A 26607-nucleotide genomic window follows, 5' to 3' on the forward strand; every position below is an offset into this window, starting at 1 on the left:
CGATTACCCCACTTTCACCATATGCGGTTGCGAGCTGCGCTCGGTAGGCAGGTGATCGAGGTCGCGGCTGACCAGCAGCAGGACTTCTGCCGACGCGTCCGATACCTGGGCCTTGTAGCCAGCGATCGAACGGGCGAAGACGTTGTAGATCACCACCGCTGGGATCGCGGCAACCAGGCCCAGGGCGGTCGCCAGCAGGGCTTCGGCAATACCGGGCGCGACGACGGCGAGGTTGGTGGTCTGGGTTTTGGCGATGCCGATGAAGCTGTTCATGATGCCCCACACGGTGCCGAACAGACCGACGAATGGCGCGGTGGAACCGATGGTCGCCAGCACGCCGGTGCCGCTGCTCATATTGCGGCCGCAGGCTGCAACCAGGCGCTCCAGACGGAACGCCACGCGCTCCTTGATGCCTTCTTTTTCGCGGGTATTGGCCGACAGGCGCATTTCTTCCAGGGCGTCGTGCACCAGGGTATTGGCCAGGGTGCCCTTCTTGGTCGCGCTCTCGCTGGCTTCCTTGAGGGTGGTGGCTTTTTTCAGGTGGACGATCTCGGTACGCAGACGGCGCTTGGCGCCCAGCAGCTCGAAGCCCTTGGCGATCCAGATGGTCCAGGTGATGATCGAGGCGATGGCCAGGCCGATCATGACGGCTTTCACCACCACATCAGCGTTCTGATACATGCCCCACGGCGACAGGTCGTGAGCCATGCCCAGGGTGTTGTTTTCTTCCAGTACTACACCGGTGTCGCCGGCCGCAGGGGCTGCCGGGTCGGTGGCGACTGGCGTTGCAGCCGGGGTGGCGGCATTCTGCTCAGCGGCAGGCGGGGTCGTCGGCGCAGCGGCATCAGCGAACGCGGCGGTCGGTGTCAGCAGTACGCTGAACAGCAGCGCAGCAATCGCACGCCAGGCGCGGGATGGACTCTGAAGCTTGGTTGGCGAAGCGGGGTTTGTATGACGTGTCATGCTGGCCGGACCTGAGAGAAGAAATGAGTGATCGTCCTTCCAGACCCTAGGCGGTCGAGGACAAATGGGCGGTTATTATTGCAAGTAATTCTTGTTAACAAAAGTAATACAGTTACTTTATTTGTCCTTTTTCTGGTCGCAGGTCGGTTGTGAAGGCTAATCTAGACCTTTCAGTACGGAGTTTCATGATGTCTGCGCCTTCTGTTGTGATTGCCGGTTGTGGCGATGTGGGAAGTCGGCTGGCCAGCCAATTGCTCGCTTCGCAATGGGAGGTGTATGGCCTGCGACGCGATATTTCACGCCTGCCCGATGGGGTGATCGGCATCGCCGGCGACCTGTTCAACAAGGACTGCCCGGACACCTGGCCGATCGACGGGGTGGATTACCTGGTGTACTGCGCCGCCGCGACGGACCATGACGAAGCCGGCTATCGCGCGGCTTATGTGCAAGGTTTACAGCATGTGCTGGAGTGGCTGAGCGACTACGGTCAGGCGCCCAAGCACCTGCTGTTTGTCTCCAGCAGCAGCGTCTATGGGCAGCAGAATGGGGAATGGGTCGACGAAACGTCTGAGACCCAAGCGAAAGGCTATTCCGGGCAGGTAATGCTGGAAGCCGAGCAAGTGGCGCTCAATAGCGGTATCCCGGCCAGCATCGTGCGCCTGACGGGGATCTACGGTCCGGGCCGCGAATGGTTGTTGACACAGGTACGCCAGGGTTACCGCGTCGCCATCGATCCACCTTTATATGGCAATCGGATACACGCAGATGACGCGGCGGGCTTGCTGGCGTTTTTGTTGCGCCATGTAGAGCAGGGCGGTTCGCTGGATAAGGTCTATATCGGCGTTGACGATGCCCCCGCGCCGTTGGCCGAGGTCGTGGCCTGGTTGCGTGAATATCTGGGCGTGACGCAGTGGTCCGAGGACGCCAGTGTGCGGCGGGCAGGCAGTAAGCGGTGCAGTAATGCGCGTATCAAATCGCTGGGTTGGGTGCCGACGTATCCAAGCTATCGTGAAGGTTACGCAGCAATCCTGAAAGGCTGACGACTCTATGTTGGAGCCGGCACGCCGGCTCCAAAGGGGCTATTGTTTTTCAAGCAGCCATTGGCGAGGGCCCGGTGTAAACGAAGGTACTTCATCTGTTTGGGCTGTGTTGACGGCCTGGAAAATCTCCAGTTGCTTGCCCTTGCGCGCAAAGATCCATGGATTACCCACGCCGTTCAGTTGCAGCCAGATGCTGTCGTAGCCGCCGCTCATGGACGCGCAATCACCGGCCAGGCACAGCGAGTACCGATCAACACCAGGCAATCCGGCGACTTTGCCGTTGGCTTGGAACTGGACCGTGGCGCCGTTTCCGAAGCCGTCGGTGATCTTCCAGTCGCCGCCCATATAGGCTGCGTACAGCGCACGCTCGAAGTTGGCGCCCAGCGGCGCGCCTTCCGGAGCCGGCTCCTTGGCGCGGGCGAATAGCTGTTCGGGCTCGTTGTCGTTGGCCACTTGCAGCAGTTGCTTGCCTTTGCGCTTGAGTTCGGTGGCGGCGCTGCCATAGAAGTCCACGCTCCAGGCGCCGGATTGTTCACCCAGCAATTTGCCTTCGGCCACTTCAAAGCCGTTGTAGTAGCGTGCCTGCGAGCCCTTGGGGTTGATCTCCCACTCCAGGTTCGGGCCGTAGCTTTGCAGCGCTTCACGCAAAGGGCCGCCCTTGGCTGCCGCATCGACGGCGGCCTGGTTGACCCAGGTACCACTCACATCCAAGTCGGCAGGGTTGCTGGCGCAGCCGCCGAGCAACAGGGCGAGCAACGAGGAAGCTACAAGCGCTTTGCGCATCATGAAATCCTTTAAAAACGAAGTCGGCGCAGCCTGTGGAGGCTGCGCCGGATGTATTACTCGATGACCAGAATCGCGTCCATCTCAACCTGTGCGCCCTTTGGCAGAGCTGCAACGCCGATGGCGGCGCGGGCTGGGTAGGGTTGTTCGAAGTATTTGCCCATGATCTCGTTGACCTTGGCGAAGTGGCTCAGGTCGGTGAGGAAAATGTTCAGCTTGACGATGTCCTTGAACGAACCGCCAGCGGCTTCAGCCACGGACTTGAGGTTTTCGAAGACCTGCACGGTTTGTGCTTCGAAGCCTTCCACCAGTTCCATGGTCTTTGGGTCCAGCGGGATCTGGCCGGACATGTAGACGGTGTTGCCGGCCTTGATCGCCTGGGAGTAGGTGCCGATGGCGGCTGGGGCTTTGTCGCTGGTGATAACGGTCTTGGTCATGAATGACTCCTTGTAAGAGGTGGGCTATGCACGCATGCGGGTGATGCGGATCACACCGGTCAGGGCGCGCAGTTTCTTGATCACGCGGGCCAGGTGCACACGGTCGTGTACGCTGACCACCAGTTGGACCACGCTGATGCGACCATCGCGCTCGTCCATGCTGATTTTTTCGATATTGCCATCGGCCGCGTTGACGCTGCTGGCCAGCAGGGCGATCAGGCCGCGCTGGTGCTCCAGCTCGACCCGCAGCTCGACGTTGAATTCGCCGGTGACATCTTTGGCCCATGAAAGCTGGATGCATTTTTCCGGGTTGTGGCGGATTTCGCTGATATTGCGGCAGTTGTCCAAGTGCACCACCATGCCTTTGCCCGCCGACAGGTGACCGACAATCGGGTCGCCCGGGATCGGCGTGCAGCACTTGGCGTAGCTGAGCACCAGGCCCTCGGTGCCGCGAATCGCCAGCGGACCTTCCGGGCTTGGCAATTGTTCGCCTTCGCCGAGCAGGCGGCGGGCGACCACATAGGCCATGCGGTTGCCCAGGCCGATGTCTTCCAGCAGGTCTTCGATGGTTTCCTGGCGGTACTCGCTGAGCATCGCTTGCACGCGCTCTGTAGGGATCTTCTCCAGCGCGCTGTCGAAACCGTTGAGCACTTTGTTCAGCAAGCGTTCGCCCAAGCTGATGGACTCGGAGCGGCGTTGCAGTTTCAGGGCATGGCGGATGTGCGTACGCGCCTTGCCGGTGACGACGAAGTTGAGCCACGCCGGGTTCGGGCGTGCGCCCGGTGCGCTGACGATCTCCACCGTGGAGCCGCTTTGCAGCGGCTCCGACAGCGGGGCCAGACGCCGGTTGATCCGGCAGGCAATGCAACTGTTGCCGACGTCGGTGTGTACCGCGTAGGCAAAGTCGACCGCCGTGGAGCCTTTGGGCAGCTCCATGATCCGGCCTTTGGGCGTGAACACGTAGACCTCGTCCGGAAACAGGTCGATCTTCACGCTTTCGATGAATTCCAGGGAGTTGCCGGCACGTTGCTGCATTTCCAGCACGCCTTTGACCCATTGGCGGGCGCGGGCATGGGTGCCTTTGGGCTGCTCATCGCCGCTGGACTTGTACAGCCAGTGGGCGGCGATGCCGTTGTTGGCCATCTCTTCCATTTCCCGGGTGCGGATCTGGATCTCGATCGGCACCCCATGCATACCGAACAGCGTGGTATGCAGCGACTGATAGCCGTTGGCCTTGGGAATGGCGATGTAGTCCTTGAAGCGACCCGGCAGGGGTTTGTACAAATTATGCACAGCGCCCAGCACGCGGTAGCAGGTATCGACCTTGTCGACGATGATCCGGAACGCATACACGTCCATGATCTCGTTGAAGGCCCGGCGCTTGCCGCGCATCTTCTTGTAGATGCCGTAGATGTGCTTCTGGCGTCCGCTGACCTCGCCCTCGATCTCGTCGATTGCCAGGCAATGGCTCAGGGACTCTTCGATCTTGTTGACGATTTCCTTGCGGTTACCCCGGGCGCGCTTGACCGCCTGGTAGATGCGCGCCGAGCGCATCGGGTGCATGGCTTTGAAACCAAGGTCTTCGAACTCGATACGAATGGCGTGCATGCCCAGCCGGTTGGCGATGGGCGCGTAGATTTCCAGGGTTTCCTTGGCGATGCGCCGGCGCTTTTCGCCGGACAGCACTTCCAGCGTGCGCATGTTGTGCAGCCGGTCGGCCAGCTTGACCAGGATCACGCGGATATCCCGGGCCATGGCCATGGCCATCTTCTGGAAGTTTTCCGCCTGGGCTTCGGCCTTGGTCTCGAAGTTCATCTGGGTCAGTTTGCTGACCCCATCGACCAGTTCGGCCACGGTTTCGCCAAATTGCGCGCTGAGCGCTTCCTTGGCAATGCCGGTGTCTTCGATCACGTCATGCAGCATCGCGGCCATCAGGCTCTGATGGTCCATGTGCATGTCGGCCAGGATATTGGCCACCGCAAGAGGATGGGTGACATACGCCTCGCCGCTGCGGCGGCGTTGGCCGTCGTGGGCTTGTTCGGCGTAGAAATACGCTCGGCGGACCAGGTTGACCTGGTCGGGGCCGAGATAGGTCGATAAGCGATTGGCGAGGGCGTCTATGCTCGGCAAAGGATGAACTCCTGCCGATGGCTGTGACCCTGCGCCGTGCTACGTCGACCAGGCATAGGCTTAGACGGCCTCGTTGGACTCGTCCTCGAACGCTGCGAACAGCGGTTCGTCTTCAACGATTTCGGCGTTGGCGATGAACTCGTAGCTCATCAGGCCTTCAGCGATTTCACGCAGGGCGACAACGGTAGGCTTGTCGTTTTCCCACTGGACCAGGGGCTCTTTGCCGCCAGTGGCCAGTTGACGGGCACGCTTGGTAGAGAGCATGACCAGCTCAAAGCGGTTATCCACGTGTTCTAGGCAGTCTTCAACGGTTACGCGGGCCATGGTATTCCTCGGAGCGAATGCAAGATGCGCGCTGCCCGGCTGGGCGAGCGGACTAAACAGTTTAAAAAATCACCAGCGTTTAGGGAAGCGCTGATTTTTCGCAGGCGCTCGCAAAACCGCTACAAGCGCCAATGTAAGGCCCTAGCAGCTATTTTGGGAAGCGCTAATCAGCCGAGCAGTTCGGCCAGTAATTTGCCGAAACGCTGCTGTTGACGCTTCTGTTGCAGCTGGTTGGCGCGGAAAATCGCCTTCAAATCGTCCAGCGCGTGGGAAAAATCGTCATTGATGATCAGGTAGTCGTAGTCGACGTAGTGGCTCATTTCGCTGACGGCTTCACGCATGCGGCCGTCGATGATCGCATCACTGTCCTGGCCGCGGTTGGTCAGGCGCTGATGCAGGGCTTCCAGGGACGGCGGCAGGATGAAGATCGAGCGCGCCTTGGGCATTAGCTGGCGCACTTGCTCGGCGCCCTGCCAGTCGATTTCCAGGATCAGGTCGTGGCCTTCGTCCAGGGTCTGCTGCAGGTGGCTTTGCGAGGTGCCGTAGAGGTTGCCGAACACTTCGGCACGCTCCAGGAAGTCACCGTGCTCGATCATCTTGACGAACTCGGTGCGCTCGACGAAGTGGTAGTGCACGCCGTTCACCTCGCCCGGACGCATGGCGCGGGTGGTGTGGGAGATCGAGATGCGGATCTGGTCGTTGGTGTCGGTCAGGGCCTTGACCAGGCTGCTCTTGCCCGCGCCCGAGGGGGCGGAAATGATGTAAAGGGTGCCGGTGCTGTGGGTCATGGAGGTTGCCTTACTCAATATTCTGTACTTGTTCGCGCATCTGCTCGATCAACACTTTGAGGTTGACCGCAGCCTGTGTGCTGCGCGGGTCAAATGCCTTGGAGCCGAGTGTATTGGCTTCGCGGTTGAGTTCCTGCATCAGGAAGTCCAGGCGCCGACCGGCGGCGCCGCCGGACTTGAGCACGCGGCGCACTTCGAGGATGTGGGTGCTCAGTCGGTCCAGCTCTTCGGCGACGTCACTCTTCTGTGCCAGCAGCACCATTTCCTGTTCCAGGCGCGTCGGGTCCAGGTCGGCTTTCATGTCGGTAAAGCGGTCGAGGACCTTCTGGCGTTGAGTGGCGAGCATCTGCGGGACCAGCTCACGAAGGGTCACTACGTCGGCTTCGATCGAGGTCAGGCGCTCGCTGATCAGGCGGGCCAGTTCAGCGCCTTCACGCTCGCGGCCGGCCTTGAGCTCCTTCAAACCCTGGGTGAACAGGGCGAGGGCTTCGGCATTGAGGGCTTGCGGGTCGGCGGCGTCGGCTACCAGCACGCCAGGCCAGGCCAGCACTTCCAAGGGATTGAGCGCGGCCGGCTGCTTTATCAGGCTGGCGATGGTTTCGGCAGCGGCCACCAGTTGCGCGGCGCGGTCGCGGTCGACCTGCAGCGGCTTGCCGGTGGTTTCCTCGGTAAAGCGCAGGGTGCATTCCAGCTTGCCGCGGGAAATGCCCTGGCGCAGCGCTTCACGTACGGCGCCTTCGAGGTCGCGGAACGATTCCGGCAGGCGCAGGTGCGGCTCCAGGTAGCGGCTGTTGACCGAGCGCAGCTCCCAGATCAGGGTGCCTTGGGCGCCGGCTTTTTCGACGCGGGCGAAGGCGGTCATGCTGTGCACCATGGAGGTACCTCGCGTTACAGCCCCTGAACACGGGCTGATGGGTAAATTTAAGCCGACTGGCTGCGAAGGCGCAGGATTGTAGCGCAGTGCGGCAAGCGCGCCCAAACAATGGGCGATAGGCCGGCCATTCGTAAGCGTATTTTTTAGAAGTGCCCCGAAGCGGCTCGCGGCTCTATAATGCTCGGCAGTTTTTCGTCCTCAGTACAGGTATCCCCTATGAAACGTCCAAGTGGTCGCGCTGCCGATCAGCTCCGCTCGATCCGCATCACCCGCAACTACACCAAACACGCCGAGGGATCCGTACTGGTCGAGTTTGGCGATACCAAGGTGATCTGCACCGTCAGCGTCGAAAACGGCGTACCGCGTTTCCTCAAGGGCCAGGGCCAGGGTTGGTTGACCGCCGAGTACGGCATGCTGCCGCGCGCCACCGGCGAGCGTAACCAGCGTGAAGCCAGTCGTGGCAAGCAAGGCGGTCGCACCCTGGAAATCCAGCGCCTGATCGGTCGCTCCCTGCGCGCCGCCCTGGACATGACCAAGTTGGGCGACGTGACCCTGTACGTCGACTGCGACGTGATCCAGGCCGATGGCGGCACCCGCACCGCGTCCATCACCGGCGCCATGGTGGCCTTGGTCGACGCATTGAAAGTGATCAAGAAACGTGGCGGCCTCAAGGGTGGCGATCCGCTCAAGCAGATGATCGCTGCGGTATCGGTCGGCATGTACCAGGGCGAGCCTGTTCTGGACCTGGACTACCTGGAAGACTCCGCCGCCGAGACCGACCTGAACGTCGTCATGACCAGCACCGGTGGTTTCATCGAAGTGCAGGGCACCGCCGAAGGCGCGCCATTCCAGCCGGCCGACCTGAACGCCATGCTGGCCTTGGCCCTGAAGGGCATGACCGAGATTTTCGAGCTGCAGAACGCTGCCCTGGCTGACTGAGTCGGCTTCAAGGAGAAACGCCATGAATGACAGTCAGCCACCGGTTCCGACGCTGTCCTATGAGGTGCGTCAGGCGGCGATGTTGTGTCATTTCGCGGCGTTTCTGGGATGTGTGTTTCCCTTCGGCAGCGTTGTGGGGCCGCTGGTCCTGTGGCAAATCAAGAGGGAAAAGGATGCGTTCATTGATGATCAGGGCAAGGAAGCGCTGAACTTCCAGATCACCGTGGCGATTGCCTGGCTGGTCTGTATGGTCCTGGCGTTTGCAGTGATCGGCTTTTTCCTGATGATCGCACTGGCGATTGCCACCGTGGTGCTGACGATCATTGGCGGGATCAAGGCCAATAAGGGGATTGCCTATCGCTATCCCTGTACCTGGCGCCTGGTCAAATAATGAGCGCTCACAAAAAAACCGACAGCGATGTCGGTTTTTTTGTACCTGGGAAAAGACCTCAGATGGTCAGTGTCCAGTCGTAGTCCACGATCAGCGGCGCGTGCTGCGAGAAGCGTGGTTGGCGCGGCAGGCGTGCACTGCGTACGAACCGGCGCAGACCCGGAGTCAGCAACTGGTAGTCGAAGCGCCAGCCCAGGTTGAGCATCTCAGCCTGTTCGTTGTCCGGCCACCAGCTGTACTGGTCGCCTTCGCGGCTGACTTCGCGCAGGGCGTCGACATAACCCATGTTGCCGACAATCTCGTCCATCCAGGCCCGTTCCGGCGCCAGGAAACCCGGGGATTGCTGGCTGTCGCGCCAGTTCTTGATATCCAGCTTCTGTTGCGCCACGTACAGCGAGCCACAATAAATGTACTCGCGACGTTTGCGTCGCTGTTTATCCAGATAACGGGCGAAATCGTCCATTAGCTTGAACTTCTGGTTCAAGTCTTCATCGCCGTTCTGCCCCGAAGGAAGCAGCAAGGTCGCGATGCTGACCTTATCGAAATCGGCTTGCAGGTAGCGCCCGTAGCGGTCGGCTGTCTCGAAGCCGAGGCCGCTGATGACCGCCTTGGGTTGCAACCGCGAGTACAAAGCCACGCCACCTTGGGTGGGCACTTCGGCATCGCAGGCATAAAGGAAGTAGCCATCCAGTTGGAAGGCTGGATCGTCCAGTTCAAAGGCGGAAGCGCGGGTATCCTGCAGGCAGATGACGTCAGCATTCTGGGCTTGCAGCCAACTGAGCAAACCACGCTCGACTGCAGCCTGAATACCATTAACGTTCACACTGATGATCCGCATAAATGGCCCCAAAAATCGCGTGCGTGTATGATACACGCCGTCTACCTAATTAGCTAAATCCGTGGTATTTGAGGCTTTTTTCATGCAGGCGTATCAACGCGATTTCATTCGTTTTGCCATCGATCGCGGGGTTTTGCGCTTCGGTGAGTTCACCCTCAAGTCCGGGCGCACCAGCCCGTATTTCTTCAATGCAGGCTTGTTCAACTCGGGTTCGGCCCTGGCTCAGCTAGGTCGTTTCTACGCGGCAGCCATCGTTGAAAGCGGCATTTCCTTCGACGTTTTGTTCGGCCCGGCCTACAAGGGCATTCCCCTGGCCGCCGCCACCGCCGTGGCGCTGGCTGAACATCACGGTCGGGATGTGCCCTGGTGCTTCAACCGCAAGGAAGCCAAGGCCCATGGCGAAGGTGGCAGCCTGGTTGGCGCGCCGCTGACCGGCGATGTGCTGATCATCGACGATGTGATCACTGCCGGTACCGCTATCCGTGAAGTGATGCAGATCATCGCTTCCCAGGAGGGTGCCAAGGCAGCAGGCGTGCTGATCGCCTTGAACCGTCAGGAGCGTGGCAATGGTGAATTGTCGGCGATCCAGGAAGTGGAGCGCGATTTTGGCATTCCCGTGGTGAGCATCGTGTCGCTGAACCAGGTGTTGCAGTTCCTGGAAGACGATCCGCAACTCAAGCAGCACCTGCCGGCGGTGCGTGCGTACCGCGAGCAGTTCGGCGTCCAGTAACCGCCGCACAACAAAAAGCCCCACCCCTTGTAGGAGCGAGCAAGCTCGCTCCTACAAGGGGTGGGGCGTTTTGTGTTTAAGGACGCTTGCGATTGCTGATCAGCGTGCCCACACCGGTGTCGGTGAAGATTTCCAGCAGGATTGCATTCGGCACGCGGCCGTCCAGGATCAGCGAACTGCCGACGCCGCCCTGCACTGCTTCCAGGGCACAACGGATCTTCGGCAGCATGCCGCCGTAGATGGTGCCGTCGGCGATCAACTCGTCCACCTGTTGGGTGGTCAGGCCGGTCAACACCTTGCCTGTCTTGTCCATCAGGCCGGCGATGTTGGTCAGCAGCATCAGCTTTTCAGCTTTCAGTGCTTCGGCCACCTTGCCGGCCACCAGGTCGGCGTTGATGTTGTAGGACTCGCCGTTGGCGCCCACGCCGATTGGCGCGATCACTGGAATGAAGTCGCCTTTGACCAGCAGGTTCAGCAGGTCGGTGTTGATGCCGATCACTTCGCCCACCTGGCCGATGTCGATGATTTCCGGCTGGGTCATTTCCGGCGTCTGGCGGGTGACCGTCAGTTTTTTCGCGCGGATCAGCTCCGCGTCCTTGCCGGTCAGGCCGATGGCGCTGCCGCCGTGGCGGTTGATCAGGTTGACGATGTCCTTGTTCACCTGGCCGCCGAGGACCATCTCCACCACGTCCATGGTCTGCGCGTCAGTGACACGCATGCCATCGATGAAGTGACTCTCGATCGACAAGCGCTTGAGCAGGTCGCCGATTTGCGGGCCGCCGCCGTGGACCACCACCGGGTTGATCCCCACGGCTTTCATCAGCACGATGTCGCGGGCAAAGCCGGTTTTCAGCTCGTCGCTTTCCATGGCATTGCCGCCGTATTTGATCACCAGCGTCTTGCCGACATAGCGTCGAATGTAAGGCAACGCTTCGGACAGGACTTTGGCGGTGTTGGCAGCGGCTTCGCGTTCGAGGGTCATTCAGGACTCCGGTAAAAAATCAGAACGGTAATTGGAGATCAGGGGCAACACGTTTCAACTGGGCGTGGAACACGTCCTTGATGCGCTGCAACTCAGCCTCGGTATCCGCCTCGAAGCGCAGCACCAGCACCGGTGTGGTGTTGGACGCGCGCACCAGGCCCCAGCCTTTGGCGTAATCGACTCGCACACCATCAATGGTGGTCAGGTTGGCACCTTCACCCCATTGCGCATCGTGCAGGGCGTCAATGATGCTGAATTTGCTCTCTTCGGTCACATGGATATTGATCTCTGGCGTAGAAATATCATTCGGGAAGGTCTCAAACAGCCCTTGCGCGGTAGATTTTTCCTGGCTGAGGATCTCGAGCAGACGAGCGGCGCTGTAAATGCCGTCGTCAAACCCGAACCAGCGTTCCTTGAAGAACACATGGCCGCTCATTTCGCCGGCCAGCAGGGCGCCGGTTTCCTTCATTTTCTTTTTGATCAACGAGTGACCGGTCTTCCACATTAACGGGCGACCGCCATATTCCTTGATCAGCGGGGTCAGGCGGCGGGTGCACTTCACGTCGAAAATGATCTCGGCACCTGGGTTGCGCGCGACCACGTCGCGGGCGAACAGCATCAGCAGGCGGTCCGGGAATACGATCTCGCCGGTTTCGGTCACCACGCCCACGCGGTCGCCGTCACCGTCGAAGGCCAGGCCGACGTCGGCACCGGTTTCCTTGACCTTGGCGATCAGGTCCGCCAGGTTCTCAGGTTTGCCCGGGTCCGGGTGGTGGTTGGGGAAGTGGCCGTCGACCTCGCAGAACAGCGGGATCACTTCGCAGTTCAGGGCTTCGAGCAATTGCGGGGCAATCACGCCGGCCGCGCCGTTGCCGCAATCCACCACCACTTTCAGGCGGCGGGCGAGTTTCACGTCGTTGGTGATTTCATCAGAGTAGCGCTGAAGAATGTCGACTTTGGTGATGCTGCCCTTGCCGCTGGTCAGGTCGTTGTTCTTCAGGCGGTCGTGCAGGGCCTGGATCTGTTCGTTGGCGAGGGTGTCGCCGGCGATGACGATCTTGAAGCCGTTGTAGTCCGACGGGTTATGACTGCCGGTCAGCATAACCCCGGATTTGCCGGCCAGTACGTTGGCGGCGTAGTACAGCGCAGGTGTTGGCACCAGGCCGACGTCGCTGACATGGCAGCCGCTGTCGGCCAGGCCCTGGATCAGTTGCTCGACCAGTTCCGGGCCGGACAGACGACCGTCGCGGCCGACCGAAACGTTCGGCTCATCCTGGGTCAGGCTCTGGGAGCCGATGGCGCGGCCGATCCAGTAGGCGGTTTCGGCGGTCAGGGTCTTGGGGACTACGCCACGGATGTCATAGGCGCGAAAGATGCTGTCGGGGAATGTCGGGGCTACTCGGGCTGCGGTACTCATCGCGGGGGGAAACTCCATCTGAAGGGGGCAAGGCTGGCCTTAACGTGGCTGACCGGCAGGCTCAAACTGAAGGGTATGACGGTGTTTTCGGCAGAGAGTTCGTGGTGCAAAAGTGCCATCGGAGTGCTGGCTCCGTGTTTTTGTCTGCGTAATGCGTTGATTTCATTCGGGAAATCTCGCTGATAAAGTCCGCGCATTCTTCGTCCTGAAAAGCCTTGCGGTGGGCGTCGAGCCGGGCAAAAGCGCCCGGCCGGTTCAGCGTGGTCAGTGACTGCCGGAGTGCCCGAAGCCGCCTGCACCGCGTTGGGTCTCGTCGAATTCCTGCACCAGTTCGAAGTGCGCCTGCACCACCGGTACCAGCACCAACTGCGCAATGCGCTCGCCGACGGCGATGTTGAAGGCGGTTTGGCCACGGTTCCAGCACGACACCATCAACTCGCCCTGGTAGTCCGAGTCGATCAGGCCCACCAAGTTGCCCAGCACGATGCCGTGTTTGTGGCCCAGGCCGGAGCGCGGCAGGATCAGCGCCGCCAAGCCCGGGTCGCCGACATAGATCGACAGGCCGGTCGGAATCAGCAGGGTCTGGCCCGGCTCGAGCACGGTGTCCTGCTGGAGCATGGCGCGCAGGTCCAGGCCGGCGGAGCCCGGTGTGGCATAGGCCGGCAGTGGGAAGTCGGTGCCGATGCGGGGGTCGAGGATCTTGGCTTGCAAAGCGTGCATGGAAATTAAACCTGGTTCAGCCGTTGGGCGATAAAAGAGATCAGTTGGCGGGCAATTTTGCCCTTGCTGGTCTGGGCGAAAAGGGTGGCGTGCAACTCGCGGTCGATCACGCTGCAGGCGTTTTCCTCGCTGTTGAAGCCGATGCTCGGGTTGGCGACATCATTGGCAACGATCAGGTCGAGGTTTTTGTCTTTCAATTTGCGTGCGGCGTAGTCCAGCAGGTGTTCGGTCTCGGCAGCGAAGCCGACGCTGAACGGGCGGTCCGGGCGGCTGGCGATGGTGGCCAGGATGTCCGGGTTGCGCACCATTTGCAGGAGAAGGCCGTCACCGCTCGTAGGGTCTTTCTTGAGCTTTTGCGGGGCGACGACTTCCGGGCGGTAGTCTGCAACTGCTGCCGAGGCGATGAACAGGTCGCAGGGAATTGCTGCCTCACAGGCCGCCAACATGTCCCGGGCGCTGACTACGTCGATTCGCGTGACGCGATCGGGGGTCGGCAAATGCACCGGGCCGGTGATCAGCGTGACCCGTGCGCCTGCCTCGACCGCTGCTTCGGCCAAGGCAAAGCCCATTTTTCCTGAGCTATGGTTGGTGATGTAGCGCACCGGGTCGATGTTTTCCTGGGTCGGGCCGGCGGTGATCAGCACGTGCTTGCCGGTCAGGGCCAGGTGCTGGAAACACTCGGCGGCGCACAGCGCCAGGTCGTTAGCCTCGAGCATGCGGCCCATGCCGACGTCGCCGCAGGCCTGGCTGCCGGACGCCGGGCCGAACACCTTGAGACCACGGCTTTGCAGCAGTTGAGTGTTCGCCTGGGTCGCCGGGTCGCGCCACATGGCCTGGTTCATGGCCGGGGCGATAGCGACGGTGGCGTCGGTGGCCAGCACCAGGGTGGTCAGCAGGTCATCGGCGATGCCTTGGGCCAGGCGGGCGATCAGGTCGGCGGTGGCCGGGGCGATCAGCACCAGGTCGGCCCATTTGGCCAGCTCGATATGGCCCATGGCGGCTTCGGCCGCCGGGTCCAGCAGGTCCAGGTGAACCGGGTGCCCGGACAAGGCCTGCATGGTCAGCGGCGTGATGAACTCGTTGCCGCCGCGGGTCATGACCACGCGCACTTCGGCGCCCTGGTCGAGGAGCCTGCGGACCAGCTCTGCGCTCTTGTAGGCGGCAATGCCGCCGCCGACGCCGAGAACGATGCGTTTCCGATACAGACGCTGCATTGGTTTGCCTTTCCAGTTCAGTGAAGCCAGTTCAGTGACGCTTGCGATGCCCCCTCCCCAGGTGAAATCGCATGCAAAAAAGTGGGCCTACGATAACACAGCGTCCGCCAGGCAACAGCGGCGCGCATACACAGGGAAGTGGGATGAGTATTCGTGATTGGCCGGCGGCAGAACGGCCGCGGGAAAAGCTTCTGGAGTGGGGGGCGGCGAGCCTGTCCGACGCCGAGCTGTTGGCAATCTTCCTGCGCACCGGGGTTGCCGGCAGGAGCGCGGTGGACCTGGCGCGTCATCTGTTGGCGCAATTTGGCGGCTTGCGCCCGCTGCTGGAAGCGAGTCAGACATTATTTAACCAGCAACTGGGCCTGGGGCCGGCGAAGTTTGCCCAGTTGCAGGCGGTGCTGGAAATGTCCCGGCGCCACATGGCTGAACGCCTGCGCAGTGATTCGGTGTTGGAAAGCCCGATGATCGTGCGCGATTACCTCAAAGCGTTATTGCGCCACGAGCCCCACGAGGTATTCGGCTGCCTGTTTCTTGATTCCAAGCATCGAGTGCTGGGTTTCGAGGCGTTGTCCCAAGGCACCATCGACGCTGCGGTGGTTTACCCCCGGCAAGTGGTCAAGCGGGCCCTGGCCTATAACGCGGCGGCATTGATCCTGTGTCACAACCATCCTTCCGGGAACGCGGAGCCCAGCGCTGCTGATCGAAAATTGACCAGGCTGCTGCAGAAGGCCCTGGAAGTGGTGGATGTGCGGGTGCTGGATCACATTATCGTGGGGGATGGTGATCCGTTGTCGATGGCCGAGTACGGCTGGATGTAATCCCGCCCCAATGGGGCGGGGTGGGGGGTCAAGGCTTGACGCTGACTTTCGAGAAATCCTGGCGCCCGAACGGGCTTACCTGGTACCCCTCGACAGTCTTGCGGGCCAGGGCGAACGCTGTCGGGTGCGCCAGCGGCAGCCACAACGCCTGTTGCTGGATCTGTGCCTGTGCCTGCTGATACAACTTGCTGCGCACCCCTTGCTCACTGGTGGTCTTGCCGGCGCTGATGAGCTTGTCCAGGGTCGGGTCGCAATAGCGGGCGAAGTTGGTGCCGGATTTCACCGCCGCGCAGGAGAACTGCGGGGTCAGGAAGTTATCCGGGTCGCCGTTGTCGCCGGCCCAGCCCATGAACAGCAGGTCGTGTTCGCCTGCTTTAGCGCGGCGAATCAACTCGCCCCATTCGATCACGCGGATCTCGGCCTGGATGCCGACATTGGCCAGGTCCGCCTGCAGCAGTTGCGCGCCGAGGTTGGGGTTGGGGTTCAGCAGGCTGCCGGTGGGGCGTGTCCAGATTGTGGTCTTGAAGCCGTCCTTGAGCCCGGCGCGCTCCAGCAACTGTTTGGCCTTGGCAATGTCCTGTGGATAACCCGGCAACTCCTTGGCATAGCTCCAGGTGTTGGGCGGGTAGGGGCCGTTGGCGGCTTGGGCGGTGCCTTCGAACACGGCTTTGAGGTAGCTGCCCTTGTCGAAGGCCAGGTTGATCGCCTGGCGCACTTCGGGCTTGTCCAGCGGCGGGTGCTGGCTGTTGATTGCGACGAATGCGGTCATGAATGCTGCGGTTTTTTCTACTTTGAGTGCGGGATCTTTCTCGGCTTCGCCCACATCCAGGGGTTTGGGTGACAGTGCGATCTGGCATTCGTTGCGGTGCAGTTTCTGCAGGCGCACGTTCGCATCCGGGGTGATGGCGAAGATCAAGTTATCCACAGCCGGTTTGCCGGCGAAGTAGTCCGCGTTGGCTTTGTAGCGGACCACGGCGTCTTTCTGGAAACGGCTGAAGATGAACGGTCCGGTGCCGATCGGCTGGCTGTTGAGCTTTTCCGGAGTGCCGGCCTTGAGCAGTTTGTCGGCGTATTCCGCCGGATAGATCGAGGCAAAGCCCATGCTCAGGGCGGCGAGGAAGGTGGAGTCGGCGTGGTCTAGGGTAAAGCGCACGGTCAGCGGGTCGAGCGCGTCGATCTTCTTGATCAGGGCCGGCAATTGTAGCGACTGTGCATGGGGGAAGCCGCTCTGGGCGATCTGGTGCCATGGGTTGGCGGGGTCGAGCATGCGTTCGAAGCTGAAGCGCACGTCTTCGGCGGTCAGGGTGCGGCTGGGGGTGAAGTACTCGGTGCGATGGAATTTAACCTCCGGGTGCAGCTTGAAGGTGTAGGTCAGCCCATCCGGCGAGACATCCCAGCTGTCCGCCAGGCTCGGTACCAGTTTGCCGCTGGCCGCGTCGTAGTCCACCAGGCGGTTCATCAGCACGTCGGCCGAGGCGTTGGTGGTGGTCAGCGAATTGTATTGCACCACATCGAACCCTTCGGGGCTGGCCTCGGTGCAAACGCTCAAGGTGCTGGCGGCAGAGGCCAGCGGCGCAATAAAGAGAGGGGCGAGCAACAGTGGTAGGGCGGCGAGGCGCATGTTTTGTTTCCTGTGCAGATCGAAGGCCCATCTGCGAGTGCAGTCTGGAAAAGACCTACCGTAGTGGTCTGATTGATAAATGACTAGTCCATTTTTGCCTGTGCTTTTGCCTCAAATGCTGTTTTGATGGCACCTCAGCGCGTTTCGCCGTGCGCTTCACTGCGTGCGCGGGCGCTGTAAATCATTCTGTGCGACGAGCGGTCGGCTATTGCAGCGGCCCCTCCTGGCAACGGTTCGGGCGTCTGTCGCCGAGATTTACGCCGGTAAAAACACACGGGCTGTTGTTGCACTTGGGTCTTTCTGGTATAAAGCAGCGCTCTTTTCTAGGGGCCCGGTTCCTTCGCTTGTAGGTGTAGCCGGTAAGACCCTAAAGAAACGCGGCGCCTGGCGCCAAATGACTGAGAGATTAAGCGGCCAACCCATGCCGGGTTGGGCATGTGGTTTTAGAGGGCTGAGGCATGTCGAGAGTCTGTCAAGTTACCGGTAAGGGTCCGGTGACTGGGAATAACATTTCCCACGCAAATAACAAAACCCGTCGTCGTTTCCTGCCGAACCTGCAGCATCACCGCTTCTGGGTTGAAGAAGAGAAACGTTTTGTACGTCTGCGCGTATCCGCCAAAGGCATGCGCATCATCGACAAGCGTGGCATCACTGTCGTGCTGGCCGAAATCCGCGCCGCTGGCAAGATCTAAGGAGCTCTATCATGCGTGAATTGATTCGAATGATCTCTAGCGCCGGTACTGGTCACTTCTACACTACCGACAAGAACAAGCGTACTACCCCGGACAAGCTCGAAAAGAAAATGTTCGACCCGCGCGTTCGCAAGCACGTGATCTACAAAGAAGGCAAAATCAAGTAATTGATTTTACTCCTTGTGAAAAAAAGCCCGTATCTCACGATGCGGGCTTTTTTTTGCGTGCGGAGTTTGCCGGTCAGGCTTTTTGCTCGAACACCACGTAGATCTTGCGGCACGGTTCCAGCACTTCCCAGCTACCGCTGAAGCCGGCGGGGATCACGAAGCGGTCGCCGGCGCGCAGGGTCTTTGCATTGCCCTCGCTGTCGCGCAGTACCGAAACACCCTGCACGATTTCGCAATACTCATGCTCGGTGTAGTTGACCTTCCACTGCCCGACTTCACCTTCCCAGACGCCGGCGCTCATTTGCCCGCATGGGCTGTTGTAGTGGTTGTAGATCGTTTGCTCGGGATCGCCCTTGAGGATTTTTTCCGGGGCAGGGAGGTAGCGATCGGGGGCGGTGTTGGCTTGGCTGAAGTCGACGATGTCCTGGATGCTCATATGCGTGTCCCGTCTGGCCTGCGGTTGGAGAGCCCGAAGTCTATGTTTATTAAAATGAACATCGCAAGGGCGTTTGCCGGCCTTGTGTCAAATATATTGATACATCCCCAGTCGCTGGTTTAGGGTGGCAGCTGCCTTGAGCCGAACGACTGGCTGGCGGGGCAAGCATTCTTTGAGGCTGCCGGGGGACATCGCCTGGCCCTTGTATTCAACAAGAGGAGGACACTCGCATGACCACCCTGACCCGTGCCGACTGGGAACAACGCGCCAAAGACCTGAAGATCGAAGGCCGCGCCTACATCAATGGCGAATACACCGCCGCTGTTTCCGGCGACACGTTTGAATGCATCAGCCCGGTCGATGGTCGCCTCCTGGCTACCGTTGCCAGCTGTGACGCCGCCGACGCCCAGCGCGCCGTGGAAAACGCCCGCGCCACATTCAATTCCGGTGTGTGGTCGCGCCTGGCGCCGGCCAAGCGCAAAGCGACGATGATCCGTTTCGCCGCGCTGCTCAAGGCCAATGCCGAAGAGTTGGCGCTGCTTGAAACCCTGGACATGGGCAAGCCGATCAGCGACTCCCTGAACGTCGACGTACCCGGCGCGGCGAATGCCCTGAGCTGGAGCGGCGAGGCCATCGACAAGATCTATGACGAAGTCGCCACCACTCCGCACGATCAATTGGGTCTGGTGACGCGTGAGCCGGTCGGCGTGGTCAGTGCGATCGTGCCGTGGAACTTCCCGCTGATGATGGCCTGCTGGAAACTCGGCCCGGCGTTGTCCACCGGTAACTCGGTGATCCTCAAACCGTCCGAAAAATCCCCGCTCACCGCCATCCGCATCGCGGCCCTGGCGGTTGAAGCCGGTATTCCAAAAGGCGTATTCAACGTGCTGCCGGGCTACGGCCACACCGTGGGTAACGCGCTGGCGTTGCACATGGATGTCGACACCCTGGTGTTCACCGGCTCGACCAAAATCGCCAAGCAGTTGTTGATCCGCTCCGGCGAATCGAACATGAAGCGCGTCTGGCTGGAAGCGGGCGGCAAGAGCCCGAACATCGTGTTCGCCGATGCTCCCGACCTGCAAGCCGCCGCGGAATCGGCTGCCGGCGCGATCGCGTTCAACCAGGGCGAAGTCTGCACCGCCGGTTCGCGCCTGCTGGTGGAGCGTTCGATCAAGGATAAATTCCTGCCGCTGGTGATCGAGGCCCTCAAAGGCTGGAAGCCAGGCAACCCGCTGGACCCGGCCACTAACGTCGGCGCGCTGGTGGACACCCAGCAGATGAACACCGTGCTGTCGTATATCGAAGCGGGCCATGCGGACGGCGCCAAGCTGGTCGCCGGTGGCAAGCGCACCCTGGAAGAAACGGGCGGCACCTACGTCGAGCCGACGATTTTCGACGGCGTGACCAACGCCATGAAGATCGCCCGGGAAGAGATCTTTGGCCCGGTGCTGTCGGTGATCACGTTCGACAGCGCTGAAGAAGCCATCGCCATCGCCAACGACACCCAATACGGCCTGGCCGCAGCGGTGTGGACGGCGGATATCTCCAAGGCGCACCTCACCGCCAAGGCTCTGCGTGCCGGTAGCGTGTGGGTCAACCAATACGATGGCGGCGACATGACCGCGCCGTTCGGTGGCTTCAAGCAGTCGGGTAACGGTCGCGACAAGTCGCTGCATGCATTCGACAAGTACACCGAACTGAAGGCGACCTGGATCAAGCTCTAAGCAACACGGCAGGTCCCCTGTAGGAGCGAGCTTGCTCGCGAAAAACGCCAACGATAACGCGTGCTGTCTGGTTGAACGCGGTGTCTTTGAGTTCTTCGCGGGCAAGCTCGCTCCTACAGTTCGTTTGCAACCCTGAAAACAATGATCCACAGGAGCGTGGAAATGCGTTGGGCGACTTATTTCGCCGTGCTGGCCTCGGTGCTCAGCGTCGGCCTGGCCCTGGGTGTCAGTATGCCGCTGGTGTCCCTGCGCCTCGAAAGCTGGGGCTATGGCAGTTTCGCCATCGGCGTGATGGCGGCGATGCCGGCCTTCGGCGTATTGCTGGGCGCCAAGGTTTCCAGCCGCATGGCTTCGTGGCTCGGTACTGCCAACTTGATGCGCCTGTGCCTGTGGGCGGGCGCGGTGTCTATCGGCCTGCTGGCGATACTGCCCAGCTATCCGGTGTGGCTGGTGCTGCGGCTGATGATCGGGGTGATCCTGACCATCGTGTTTATCCTCGGCGAAAGCTGGATCAACCAGTTGGTGGTGGAGCAGTGGCGCGGTCGGCTGGTGGCGCTGTATGGCTGCAGTTACGCCTTGAGCCAACTGTCGGGGCCCTTGTTGCTGGGCGTGATCGGCACCGAGCATGACTACGGCTTCTGGGTCGGTGTGGGCTTGCTGATGGTGGCGCCGCTGTTGTTGCTGGGGCGTTCCGGGGCGCCGACGGCCGAGTCGTTCGGGGTGACGTTCAGCGACCTGTGGCGCTTCTGCGTGAGCCTGCCAGCGATTGCCTGGGCGGTGGCGCTGTTCGCCGCGTTCGAAGCGATGATCCTGACGCTGCTGCCGGTGTATTGCCTGCAACAGGGCTTCACCGCCGAGATCGCTCTGGCGATGGTCAGTACGGTGGTGGTCGGCGATGCATTGCTGCAGTTGCCCATCGGCGCGTTGGCCGATTATCTGCCACGACGCACGCTGTTCCTGGGGTGTGCACTGCTGTTGTTGGCATCGAGCCTGGCGGTTCCGCTGTTGATGCACGCGCCGCTGATCTGGCCGGTATGGGTGCTGTTCGGCGCCAGTGCCGGTGGGTTGTTTACCTTGTCGTTGATCCTGATCGGCGAGCGCTACCGCGACGACGCGCTGGTGCGGGCCAATGCCCATGTCGCGCAACTGTGGGGCATTGGTTGCCTGATCGGCCCGCTGGTGGCCGGTGCGGGTAGTCAGTGGATCAGCGGGCATGCGCTGCCATGGCTGATGGCGGCCGGGGCGTTGGGGCTGGTGCTGTTGTTGCTGCGCCAGGGGGCCTTTGGTGCGGCGCAGCCGGTTTAGGTGATGCGTGCGGTCCGGTTATGTTCTTGCGTTCTTCGCGAGCGAGCTCGTTCCTACAGTAGGCGTTCCAGGCCCACGCGGGTGGCGAACCAGGCATTGAACCGCCGCCACCAACTGCCCGGCTCACGGTACAGGGTGTGCAATTGGCCGTTGTCCTCGGTTACCCAAACCACCTTGCCGTCCTCGAGTTTCGCTTCAAAGCTCAAGGGGGGCGCCATGCCTTCCAGTGCCAGGTTGCGCACCTGTTCCGCCAGTTCGGGGCTGTCCACCAGTACGCCGACTTCGGTGTTCCACAGCACCGAGCGAGGGTCGAAGTTGAACGAGCCGATAAATGACTTCGTCCGGTCGAAAATCATCGCTTTGCTGTGCAGGCTCGAATCCGAGCCTCGGAAGGCGCCGCGCCGAAACAGGTGTGGCCCGCTGCCGGCACCCTGTGCGCCGGGCTGGCGGCGCAACTCGTAGAGTTTCACCCCGTGCTCCAGCAGTGCCTTGCGATAGGGCGCGTAGCCGCCATGCACGGCCGGTACGTCGGTGGCTTCCAGGGAGTTGGTCAACAGGCTGACCGACACGCCCGCATCGGCCCGTCCGGTCAGGTACACCAGCCCGGGCTGCCCCGGCACGAAGTACGCCGAGATCATGATCAACTCGTGGTTGACCCCTTGCAGTTCCGGCGCCAGTTGGGTGGTCAGCAGCAATCGAGGGTCGGGCTCGGCCTTGGCCAGCACTTTGCTCGGCGCGTCCCACAGGGCCTGGTTCCAGGCCCAGATCAACTCGCGGCGCCACATGTCCATGCGCGGTTCGGTCTGGTAGATGCGCAGGCGGTTGTACAGGGCATGGTTCTGTTGGCGGGACTGGGCCAGTGACTCGTTCAAGAGTCGGCGCGCGGCGGTCAGGTCGCCGTTGGAAGGCAGGTTGGAGACGAACTCAGCGATGGGTTTGCTCAGGGCGCTGTTCCAATACTGGTCGAAGCTGTGACCGAGCTGCTCGGCCACCGGACCCACACTGAGCATGTCGATATCGGTGAAGTTCAGATTGGGCTCGGCGTCGAAATACTCATCCCCCAGGTTGCGCCCGCCGACGATGGCCGCGCTGTTATCCGCCAGCCACAGTTTGTTGTGCATGCGCCGGTGTTGCTGCGACAGGTTGAACAGCCGGCCCATGGTGCGCGTGACCCCGGTGCTGCGCCCCAGGTGCAATGGGTTGAACAGGCGAATGTCGATCTGGGGATGGGCGGCGAGGGTGGCGATGACCTCATCGACGCCGTCGCTGGTGGTGTCGTCCAGCAGGATGCGCACGCGCACGCCCCGGTCGGCGGCCTTGAGCAGTTCGTCCACGAGCATGCGTGTGCTGATGCCGTCGTGCACGATGTAGTACTGCAGGTCGAGGCTGGCCTGGGCATTGCGGATCAGTTCGGCGCGGGCCATGAAGGCTTCGCTGCTGTTGGGGAGCAGGCGAAAGCCGGAGCGGCCTTGATACGGCGCAGCCTGGGCCTGGATCGAGCGGCCGAACGACGATTGCGCCGCCGGCAGGGCGTCACTGGGGATGCGCGGCGCGGTCACCGTGGCGCATCCGCCCAGGGCCAGGGCTCCCGACAGGGAAAACGGTAAAAGCCGTCGAATCATCAAGGGAGTGGCTTCCGGATCAGGGCAGTTGTCGGCATATGACGGCAATTTCCCGCGAAAGGTCAGTCGGCTGCCTCGGCCAGCAGGTTGCTCGCGGCGGCGCCCACCTTGCGCACGGCTTCTTCAATCTGCGGGGTGGGTTTGGCAGCGTAGTTCATGCGCAGGCAATTCCTGTACTTGCCCGAAGCCGAAAAGATACTGCCCACGGCGATCTGTACGCCCTGTTCCACCAGCACGCGATTGAGCTTCAACGTATCAAAGCCTTCCGGCAGCTCCACCCACAGCATGAAACTGCCTTGCGGCCGGCTGGCGCGGGTACCCGCCGGGAAATACCGGCTGACCCAGTCGAGTATCAAGTCGCGATTGCGCTGGTATTGGGTGCGCATCCGGCGTAAATGCGGTTCGAAATGGCCGCCCTTGAGAAATTCGGCGATGGCTATCTGCGGCTGCGTGGCGGTAGAGCCGGTGCTGATGTACTTCATGTGCAGCACCCGCTCCAGGTATCGGCCGGGCGCGACCCAGCCAATGCGCAGGCCCGGCGCCAGGGTTTTCGAGAACGAGCTGCACAGCAGCACGCGGCCATCTTCGTCGAAGGATTTGATGGTGCGCGGGCGCGGGTAGCTGTAGGCCAATTCACCGTAGACATCATCTTCGATGATCGCCACGTCAAAGCGCTGGGCCAGGGTCAGCAACGCCCGTTTGCGCGCCTCCGGCATGATGTAGCCCAGGGGATTGTTGCAGTTGGGGGTCAGTTGGATGACCTTGATCGGCCACTGCTCCAGCGCCAGTTCCAAGGCTTCCAGGCTGATGCCGGTGAGCGGGTCCGTGGGGATTTCCAGGGCTTTCATGCCCAGGCCCTTGAGGGTCTGCATGGCGCCGTGGAAGCTCGGCGAGTCCACCGCGACAATATCCCCCGGCTCGCAGATAGCGCGGATGCTGGCGGACAGCGCCTCGTGGCAGCCGGTGGTGATGACGATGTCTTCGGCGCTCAGTTGGCAGCCCGAATCCAGTGACAGCCGGGCGATCTGTTCACGTAACTCCATACAGCCGAGGATATTGTCGTAATACAGACCCGGCAGATCCTGGCGTCGACTCACGCGGGCCAGGCTGCGTAGCAAGGGTTTCAGGGTGGGGGAGAATACATCCGGCATGCCACGGCCTAGCTGTATGACGTCTTTGCGCGGTACGGCGCGAATCAGTTCGAGCACCTGGTCCCACTGGGAAATTTCCACCGGGCGCTGGGCCGGGCGGCCGACTTCGGGCAGCGCCGGCAGCTCGCGGCCAATCGGCACAAAGTAGCCGGATTTCGGCTTGGGCGTCGCCAGGCCGTTGTCCTCCAGCAACCGATACGCCTGCTGCACGGTGCTCAGGCTGACCCCGTGCTCCACGCTCAAAGCGCGTACAGAGGGCAGGCGATCGCCGGGGCGATAGAAGCCCTGTTCGATGCGCGTGCCCAGTAATTCGGCGAGGTTGACGTAAAGCGTCATGGCGGTCGCTCCCGGGGGACCAGTACAGATTGGGGGAAAATACAGGATTCAGCCGCGCAGAGGCAGTGTCTGTATGGATTTAATAAAGATCCATTGAATCTGTAACGGTTTTGCCCGCTCACCCATTCTAGTCACTCATGGCAACAGGCAAACGAGGGGCAGCAAAATGAACGGGATGAGCGATGTGCGGCTGATGCTACACAGTCAGGAATTGCAGGCGGGGCAAGAGCAGGCCAACGCGCCGCGCGATATCAGCGGCTGGCAGCTGTTCTGGCGTCGTCGCCACACACGCAAAGCCTTGCTGCACTTGACCCGCGAGCAACTGCGCGATATCGGCTTGACCCCGGAGCAGGCGCGCCAGGAGGGCTTGAAGCCGTTCTGGCGCGGTTGATCAGACCAGCTCTTTGAAGCGGTGCCAGAGCATCCCCAGTGCCAGCAGCGGCGAGCGCAGGTGCTTACCGCCGGGGAAGGTGATGTGCGGGACCTGCGCGAACAGGTCGAAACGTCCCTGTTGCTGGCCGCTGATAGCCTCGGCCAGCAGCTTGCCCGCCAGGTGTGTGGCGTTGAGGCCATGGCCCGCATAGGCCTGGGCGTAATACACGTTGGGTTGATCCGCCAGCCGGCCGATCTGGGGCAGGCGATTGGCGCCGATGCCGATCATCCCGCCCCATTGGTAGTCGATTTTGACGTCGGCCAGTTGCGGGAACACGTGGAGCATCTTCGGCTGCATGTAGGCGCCGATGTCCTTGGGATCACGTCCGGAATAATGGCAGGCGCCGCCGAACAACAGGCGACGGTCGGCGGACAGGCGGAAGTAATCTACCGTCACTCGCTGGTCGCACACCGCCATGTTCTGCGGGAGCAACTGGGCGGCCTGGGCTTCGCTCAAGGGCTCGGTGGCGATGATGTAGCTGCCGGCGGGCAGGACCTTGCCACCCAACTGCGGATTGAGCCCATTCAGGTAAGCATTGCAGGCCAGCACCAGGGTGTTGGCGCGCACCGTGCCGTGGGCGGTGTGCACCCTGACCTCGGGGCCGTAGTCGATGCGCGTCGCGGCGGACTGCTCAAACAACTGCACGCCCAACTGTTGCGCGGCCGCCGCTTCACCCAGCGCCAGGTTCAGCGGGTGCAGGTGACCGGAGCCCATGTCGATCATGCCACCCACGTAGCGCTCGGAGCCGATCACGCTGCCCATCTCGGCGGCTTGCAGCAGGCGCACCTCGTGGCGGTAACCCAGGCTGTGCAGTTCTTCGGCGTCTTCGGCCAGGCCCTGCAGATCGCGGGGTTTGTTGGCGAGGTCGCAATAGCCCCAGGTCAGGTCGCAGCGGATCTGGAAGCGTTCGACGCGCTCGCGCACGATTTCCACGGCCTCCAGCCCCATCAGCTTCATCTGGCGCACGCCGTCGGTGCCGATCACGTTGGCGAACTGGTCCAGGCCGTGACCGACGCCGCGAATCAACTGGCCGCCGTTGCGCCCGCTGGCGCCCCAGGCGATTTTGCGTGCTTCCAGCAGAACGACGCGCAGGCCGCGCTCAGCCAGTTCCAGGGCGGTGTTGAGCCCGGAAAACCCACCGCCGATCACACACACATCGGCGCGCACATCGCCCGTCAACGCCGGGTAATCGGGTTGTGGCAGGCTGCTGGCGGCGTAGTAGGAAGCAGTGTGCCGGGCGCTGGCAGTCATGGGGAACATCCCTGTCTGGAAAATTTGACGCAGGATACAGCGGTCGGACGAAGCTGTCTGCGCGGGGCGTTTTGCGTCAGAATCCTCGTCTATTCGCCGTTCGGTACGTGTTTCGATGAGTTGCAACAGTCAGAAAATCAGCGCGCTGCGCAGGCAGATTCCTACGTTCGAGTGCGTGCCCGGCTGCCACGACTGCTGTGGGCCGGTGACCACATCGCCCGAGGAAATGTCGCGCCTGCCGCGCAAGACCGCTGCCGAGCAGGAGGCGGCCATGGACGAATTGAACTGCGTGCACCTGGGGCCGAACGGCTGCACCGTGTATGACGAGCGGCCGCTGATCTGTCGACTGTTCGGTACCACAAAGACCTTGCCATGCCCCAATGGGCGCGGGCCGGTGGAGCTGATTCACCCGCGGGTGGAGAAGCAGATCCACGAATACATGGCGAGCACCCGGCAGGTGCTGGTCTAAATGTGGGAGGGA

The 26607-nt window shown here is 61.6% G+C and carries 27 protein-coding genes and 1 pseudogene; 11 read left to right on the plus strand and 17 right to left on the minus strand.

Translation table 11 applies throughout. From position 1 onward, the window contains the following. Positions 1 to 3 precede the first annotated feature (3 nt). Entirely contained in the window at positions 4 to 963 is a 960-nt protein-coding gene (gene exbB, locus ACLH0J_RS04455; protein WP_411391025.1) for a tonB-system energizer ExbB, read from the minus strand. 188 nt (positions 964 to 1151) lie between these two features. Here exbB and ACLH0J_RS04460 point away from each other — a divergent pair, with 188 nt between their 5' ends. After that, on the plus strand, positions 1152 to 2003 hold the full coding sequence (locus ACLH0J_RS04460; RefSeq protein ID WP_411391026.1) for an SDR family oxidoreductase: 852 nt from the start codon (positions 1152 to 1154) through the stop codon (positions 2001 to 2003). A 39-nt stretch (positions 2004 to 2042) separates the two neighbouring features. Here ACLH0J_RS04460 and ACLH0J_RS04465 read toward each other — a convergent pair whose 3' ends face one another. The 6 genes from ACLH0J_RS04465 to ACLH0J_RS04490 all read right to left on the minus strand — a co-directional run bounded on the left by ACLH0J_RS04465 (position 2043) and on the right by ACLH0J_RS04490 (position 7339). Beyond that, entirely contained in the window at positions 2043 to 2786 is a 744-nt protein-coding gene (locus ACLH0J_RS04465; protein WP_411391027.1) for a hypothetical protein, read from the minus strand. A 56-nt stretch (positions 2787 to 2842) separates the two neighbouring features. Next, on the minus strand, positions 2843 to 3223 hold the full coding sequence (locus ACLH0J_RS04470; protein ID WP_003176922.1) for a RidA family protein: 381 nt from the start codon (positions 3221 to 3223) through the stop codon (positions 2843 to 2845). A 24-nt stretch (positions 3224 to 3247) separates the two neighbouring features. Continuing rightward, positions 3248 to 5353 carry a bifunctional GTP diphosphokinase/guanosine-3',5'-bis pyrophosphate 3'-pyrophosphohydrolase gene (spoT, locus tag ACLH0J_RS04475; RefSeq protein ID WP_411391028.1) on the minus strand — a complete coding sequence of 702 codons (2106 nt, stop codon included), beginning with the start codon at positions 5351 to 5353 and terminating at the stop codon, positions 3248 to 3250. Between the two features lie 60 nt (positions 5354 to 5413). Next, positions 5414 to 5677: a DNA-directed RNA polymerase subunit omega gene (gene rpoZ / locus ACLH0J_RS04480; protein ID WP_003176920.1), complete on the minus strand. Its 264-nt coding sequence runs from the start codon at positions 5675 to 5677 to the stop codon at positions 5414 to 5416. 167 nt (positions 5678 to 5844) lie between these two features. Beyond that, a complete protein-coding gene (gene gmk, locus ACLH0J_RS04485) occupies positions 5845 to 6465 on the minus strand; it encodes a guanylate kinase (RefSeq protein WP_010566965.1) in 621 nt (206 codons plus the stop codon). A 10-nt stretch (positions 6466 to 6475) separates the two neighbouring features. Then, positions 6476 to 7339: a YicC/YloC family endoribonuclease gene (locus ACLH0J_RS04490; RefSeq protein WP_411391029.1), complete on the minus strand. Its 864-nt coding sequence runs from the start codon at positions 7337 to 7339 to the stop codon at positions 6476 to 6478. 216 nt (positions 7340 to 7555) lie between these two features. Between ACLH0J_RS04490 and rph the strand changes: the two genes are divergently transcribed. Both rph and ACLH0J_RS04500 read left to right on the plus strand, forming a co-directional pair. Further along, the gene (rph, locus tag ACLH0J_RS04495; protein WP_411391030.1) at positions 7556 to 8278 is read left to right on the plus strand and encodes a ribonuclease PH; all 723 of its coding nucleotides are present in this window, start codon (positions 7556 to 7558) and stop codon (positions 8276 to 8278) included. 22 nt (positions 8279 to 8300) lie between these two features. Next, positions 8301 to 8669, plus strand: a complete 369-nt coding sequence (locus ACLH0J_RS04500; RefSeq protein ID WP_411391031.1) for a DUF4870 domain-containing protein — start codon at positions 8301 to 8303, stop codon at positions 8667 to 8669. A gap of 58 nt (positions 8670 to 8727) precedes the next feature. Here the strand turns inward: ACLH0J_RS04500 and ACLH0J_RS04505 are convergent, their stop codons facing one another. After that, positions 8728 to 9507 (minus strand): exodeoxyribonuclease III, encoded by a 780-nt coding sequence (locus tag ACLH0J_RS04505; RefSeq protein ID WP_003195493.1) that lies wholly within the window; start codon positions 9505 to 9507, stop codon positions 8728 to 8730. Positions 9508 to 9589: 82 nt separating this feature from the next. On the opposite strand from ACLH0J_RS04505, the gene pyrE reads away from it, so the two are divergent. Then, complete coding sequence (gene pyrE, locus ACLH0J_RS04510; RefSeq protein WP_411391032.1) at positions 9590 to 10237, plus strand: orotate phosphoribosyltransferase; 648 nt, start codon at positions 9590 to 9592, stop codon at positions 10235 to 10237. A 76-nt stretch (positions 10238 to 10313) separates the two neighbouring features. Here pyrE and argB read toward each other — a convergent pair whose 3' ends face one another. From argB to coaBC, 4 genes and pseudogenes are all read right to left on the minus strand, one after another. Next, on the minus strand, positions 10314 to 11219 hold the full coding sequence (gene argB, locus ACLH0J_RS04515) for an acetylglutamate kinase (RefSeq protein WP_411391033.1): 906 nt from the start codon (positions 11217 to 11219) through the stop codon (positions 10314 to 10316). Between the two features lie 19 nt (positions 11220 to 11238). Next, a pseudogene (locus tag ACLH0J_RS04520) lies at positions 11239 to 12660 on the minus strand (phosphomannomutase/phosphoglucomutase); the annotation flags it as partial. Positions 12661 to 12900: 240 nt separating this feature from the next. Continuing rightward, a complete protein-coding gene (dut, locus tag ACLH0J_RS04525; protein ID WP_010567156.1) occupies positions 12901 to 13356 on the minus strand; it encodes a dUTP diphosphatase in 456 nt (151 codons plus the stop codon). A 5-nt stretch (positions 13357 to 13361) separates the two neighbouring features. Then, complete coding sequence (gene coaBC / locus ACLH0J_RS04530; RefSeq protein WP_411391034.1) at positions 13362 to 14570, minus strand: bifunctional phosphopantothenoylcysteine decarboxylase/phosphopantothenate--cysteine ligase CoaBC; 1209 nt, start codon at positions 14568 to 14570, stop codon at positions 13362 to 13364. Between the two features lie 143 nt (positions 14571 to 14713). Here coaBC and radC point away from each other — a divergent pair, with 143 nt between their 5' ends. Next, on the plus strand, positions 14714 to 15388 hold the full coding sequence (radC, locus tag ACLH0J_RS04535) for a RadC family protein (protein WP_411391035.1): 675 nt from the start codon (positions 14714 to 14716) through the stop codon (positions 15386 to 15388). 28 nt (positions 15389 to 15416) lie between these two features. Here radC and ACLH0J_RS04540 read toward each other — a convergent pair whose 3' ends face one another. Then, positions 15417 to 17009: an ABC transporter substrate-binding protein gene (locus ACLH0J_RS04540; RefSeq protein ID WP_411391036.1), complete on the minus strand. Its 1593-nt coding sequence runs from the start codon at positions 17007 to 17009 to the stop codon at positions 15417 to 15419. A 458-nt stretch (positions 17010 to 17467) separates the two neighbouring features. On the opposite strand from ACLH0J_RS04540, the gene rpmB reads away from it, so the two are divergent. Further along, entirely contained in the window at positions 17468 to 17701 is a 234-nt protein-coding gene (gene rpmB / locus ACLH0J_RS04545; RefSeq protein WP_003176907.1) for a 50S ribosomal protein L28, read from the plus strand. A gap of 11 nt (positions 17702 to 17712) precedes the next feature. Next, positions 17713 to 17868: a 50S ribosomal protein L33 gene (rpmG, locus tag ACLH0J_RS04550; protein ID WP_003176906.1), complete on the plus strand. Its 156-nt coding sequence runs from the start codon at positions 17713 to 17715 to the stop codon at positions 17866 to 17868. A gap of 73 nt (positions 17869 to 17941) precedes the next feature. Here rpmG and ACLH0J_RS04555 read toward each other — a convergent pair whose 3' ends face one another. Then, a complete protein-coding gene (locus ACLH0J_RS04555; protein ID WP_411391037.1) occupies positions 17942 to 18304 on the minus strand; it encodes a cupin domain-containing protein in 363 nt (120 codons plus the stop codon). A 230-nt stretch (positions 18305 to 18534) separates the two neighbouring features. Between ACLH0J_RS04555 and ACLH0J_RS04560 the strand changes: the two genes are divergently transcribed. Continuing rightward, on the plus strand, positions 18535 to 20028 hold the full coding sequence (locus tag ACLH0J_RS04560) for an aldehyde dehydrogenase (protein WP_411391038.1): 1494 nt from the start codon (positions 18535 to 18537) through the stop codon (positions 20026 to 20028). A gap of 162 nt (positions 20029 to 20190) precedes the next feature. Next, a complete protein-coding gene (locus ACLH0J_RS04565; protein ID WP_411391039.1) occupies positions 20191 to 21333 on the plus strand; it encodes an MFS transporter in 1143 nt (380 codons plus the stop codon). 53 nt (positions 21334 to 21386) lie between these two features. Here ACLH0J_RS04565 and ACLH0J_RS04570 read toward each other — a convergent pair whose 3' ends face one another. Next, positions 21387 to 22955: a phospholipase D family protein gene (locus ACLH0J_RS04570; RefSeq protein WP_411391040.1), complete on the minus strand. Its 1569-nt coding sequence runs from the start codon at positions 22953 to 22955 to the stop codon at positions 21387 to 21389. A 62-nt stretch (positions 22956 to 23017) separates the two neighbouring features. Then, positions 23018 to 24442, minus strand: coding sequence for a PLP-dependent aminotransferase family protein (locus tag ACLH0J_RS04575; RefSeq protein ID WP_411391041.1), 1425 nt, complete (start codon positions 24440 to 24442; stop codon positions 23018 to 23020). Between the two features lie 166 nt (positions 24443 to 24608). Between ACLH0J_RS04575 and ACLH0J_RS04580 the strand changes: the two genes are divergently transcribed. Then, positions 24609 to 24833 carry a DUF1127 domain-containing protein gene (locus ACLH0J_RS04580; RefSeq protein ID WP_411391042.1) on the plus strand — a complete coding sequence of 75 codons (225 nt, stop codon included), beginning with the start codon at positions 24609 to 24611 and terminating at the stop codon, positions 24831 to 24833. Here ACLH0J_RS04580 and ACLH0J_RS04585 read toward each other — a convergent pair whose 3' ends face one another. Next, the gene (locus ACLH0J_RS04585; protein WP_411391043.1) at positions 24834 to 26126 is read right to left on the minus strand and encodes an NAD(P)/FAD-dependent oxidoreductase; all 1293 of its coding nucleotides are present in this window, start codon (positions 26124 to 26126) and stop codon (positions 24834 to 24836) included. Between the two features lie 115 nt (positions 26127 to 26241). On the opposite strand from ACLH0J_RS04585, the gene ACLH0J_RS04590 reads away from it, so the two are divergent. Further along, on the plus strand, positions 26242 to 26595 hold the full coding sequence (locus ACLH0J_RS04590) for a YkgJ family cysteine cluster protein (protein ID WP_411391044.1): 354 nt from the start codon (positions 26242 to 26244) through the stop codon (positions 26593 to 26595). The last annotated feature ends 12 nt before the right edge of the window (positions 26596 to 26607 follow it).

This window comes from Pseudomonas sp. MPB23 (assembly GCF_046605395.1).
Taxonomy (GTDB): domain Bacteria; phylum Pseudomonadota; class Gammaproteobacteria; order Pseudomonadales; family Pseudomonadaceae; genus Aquipseudomonas.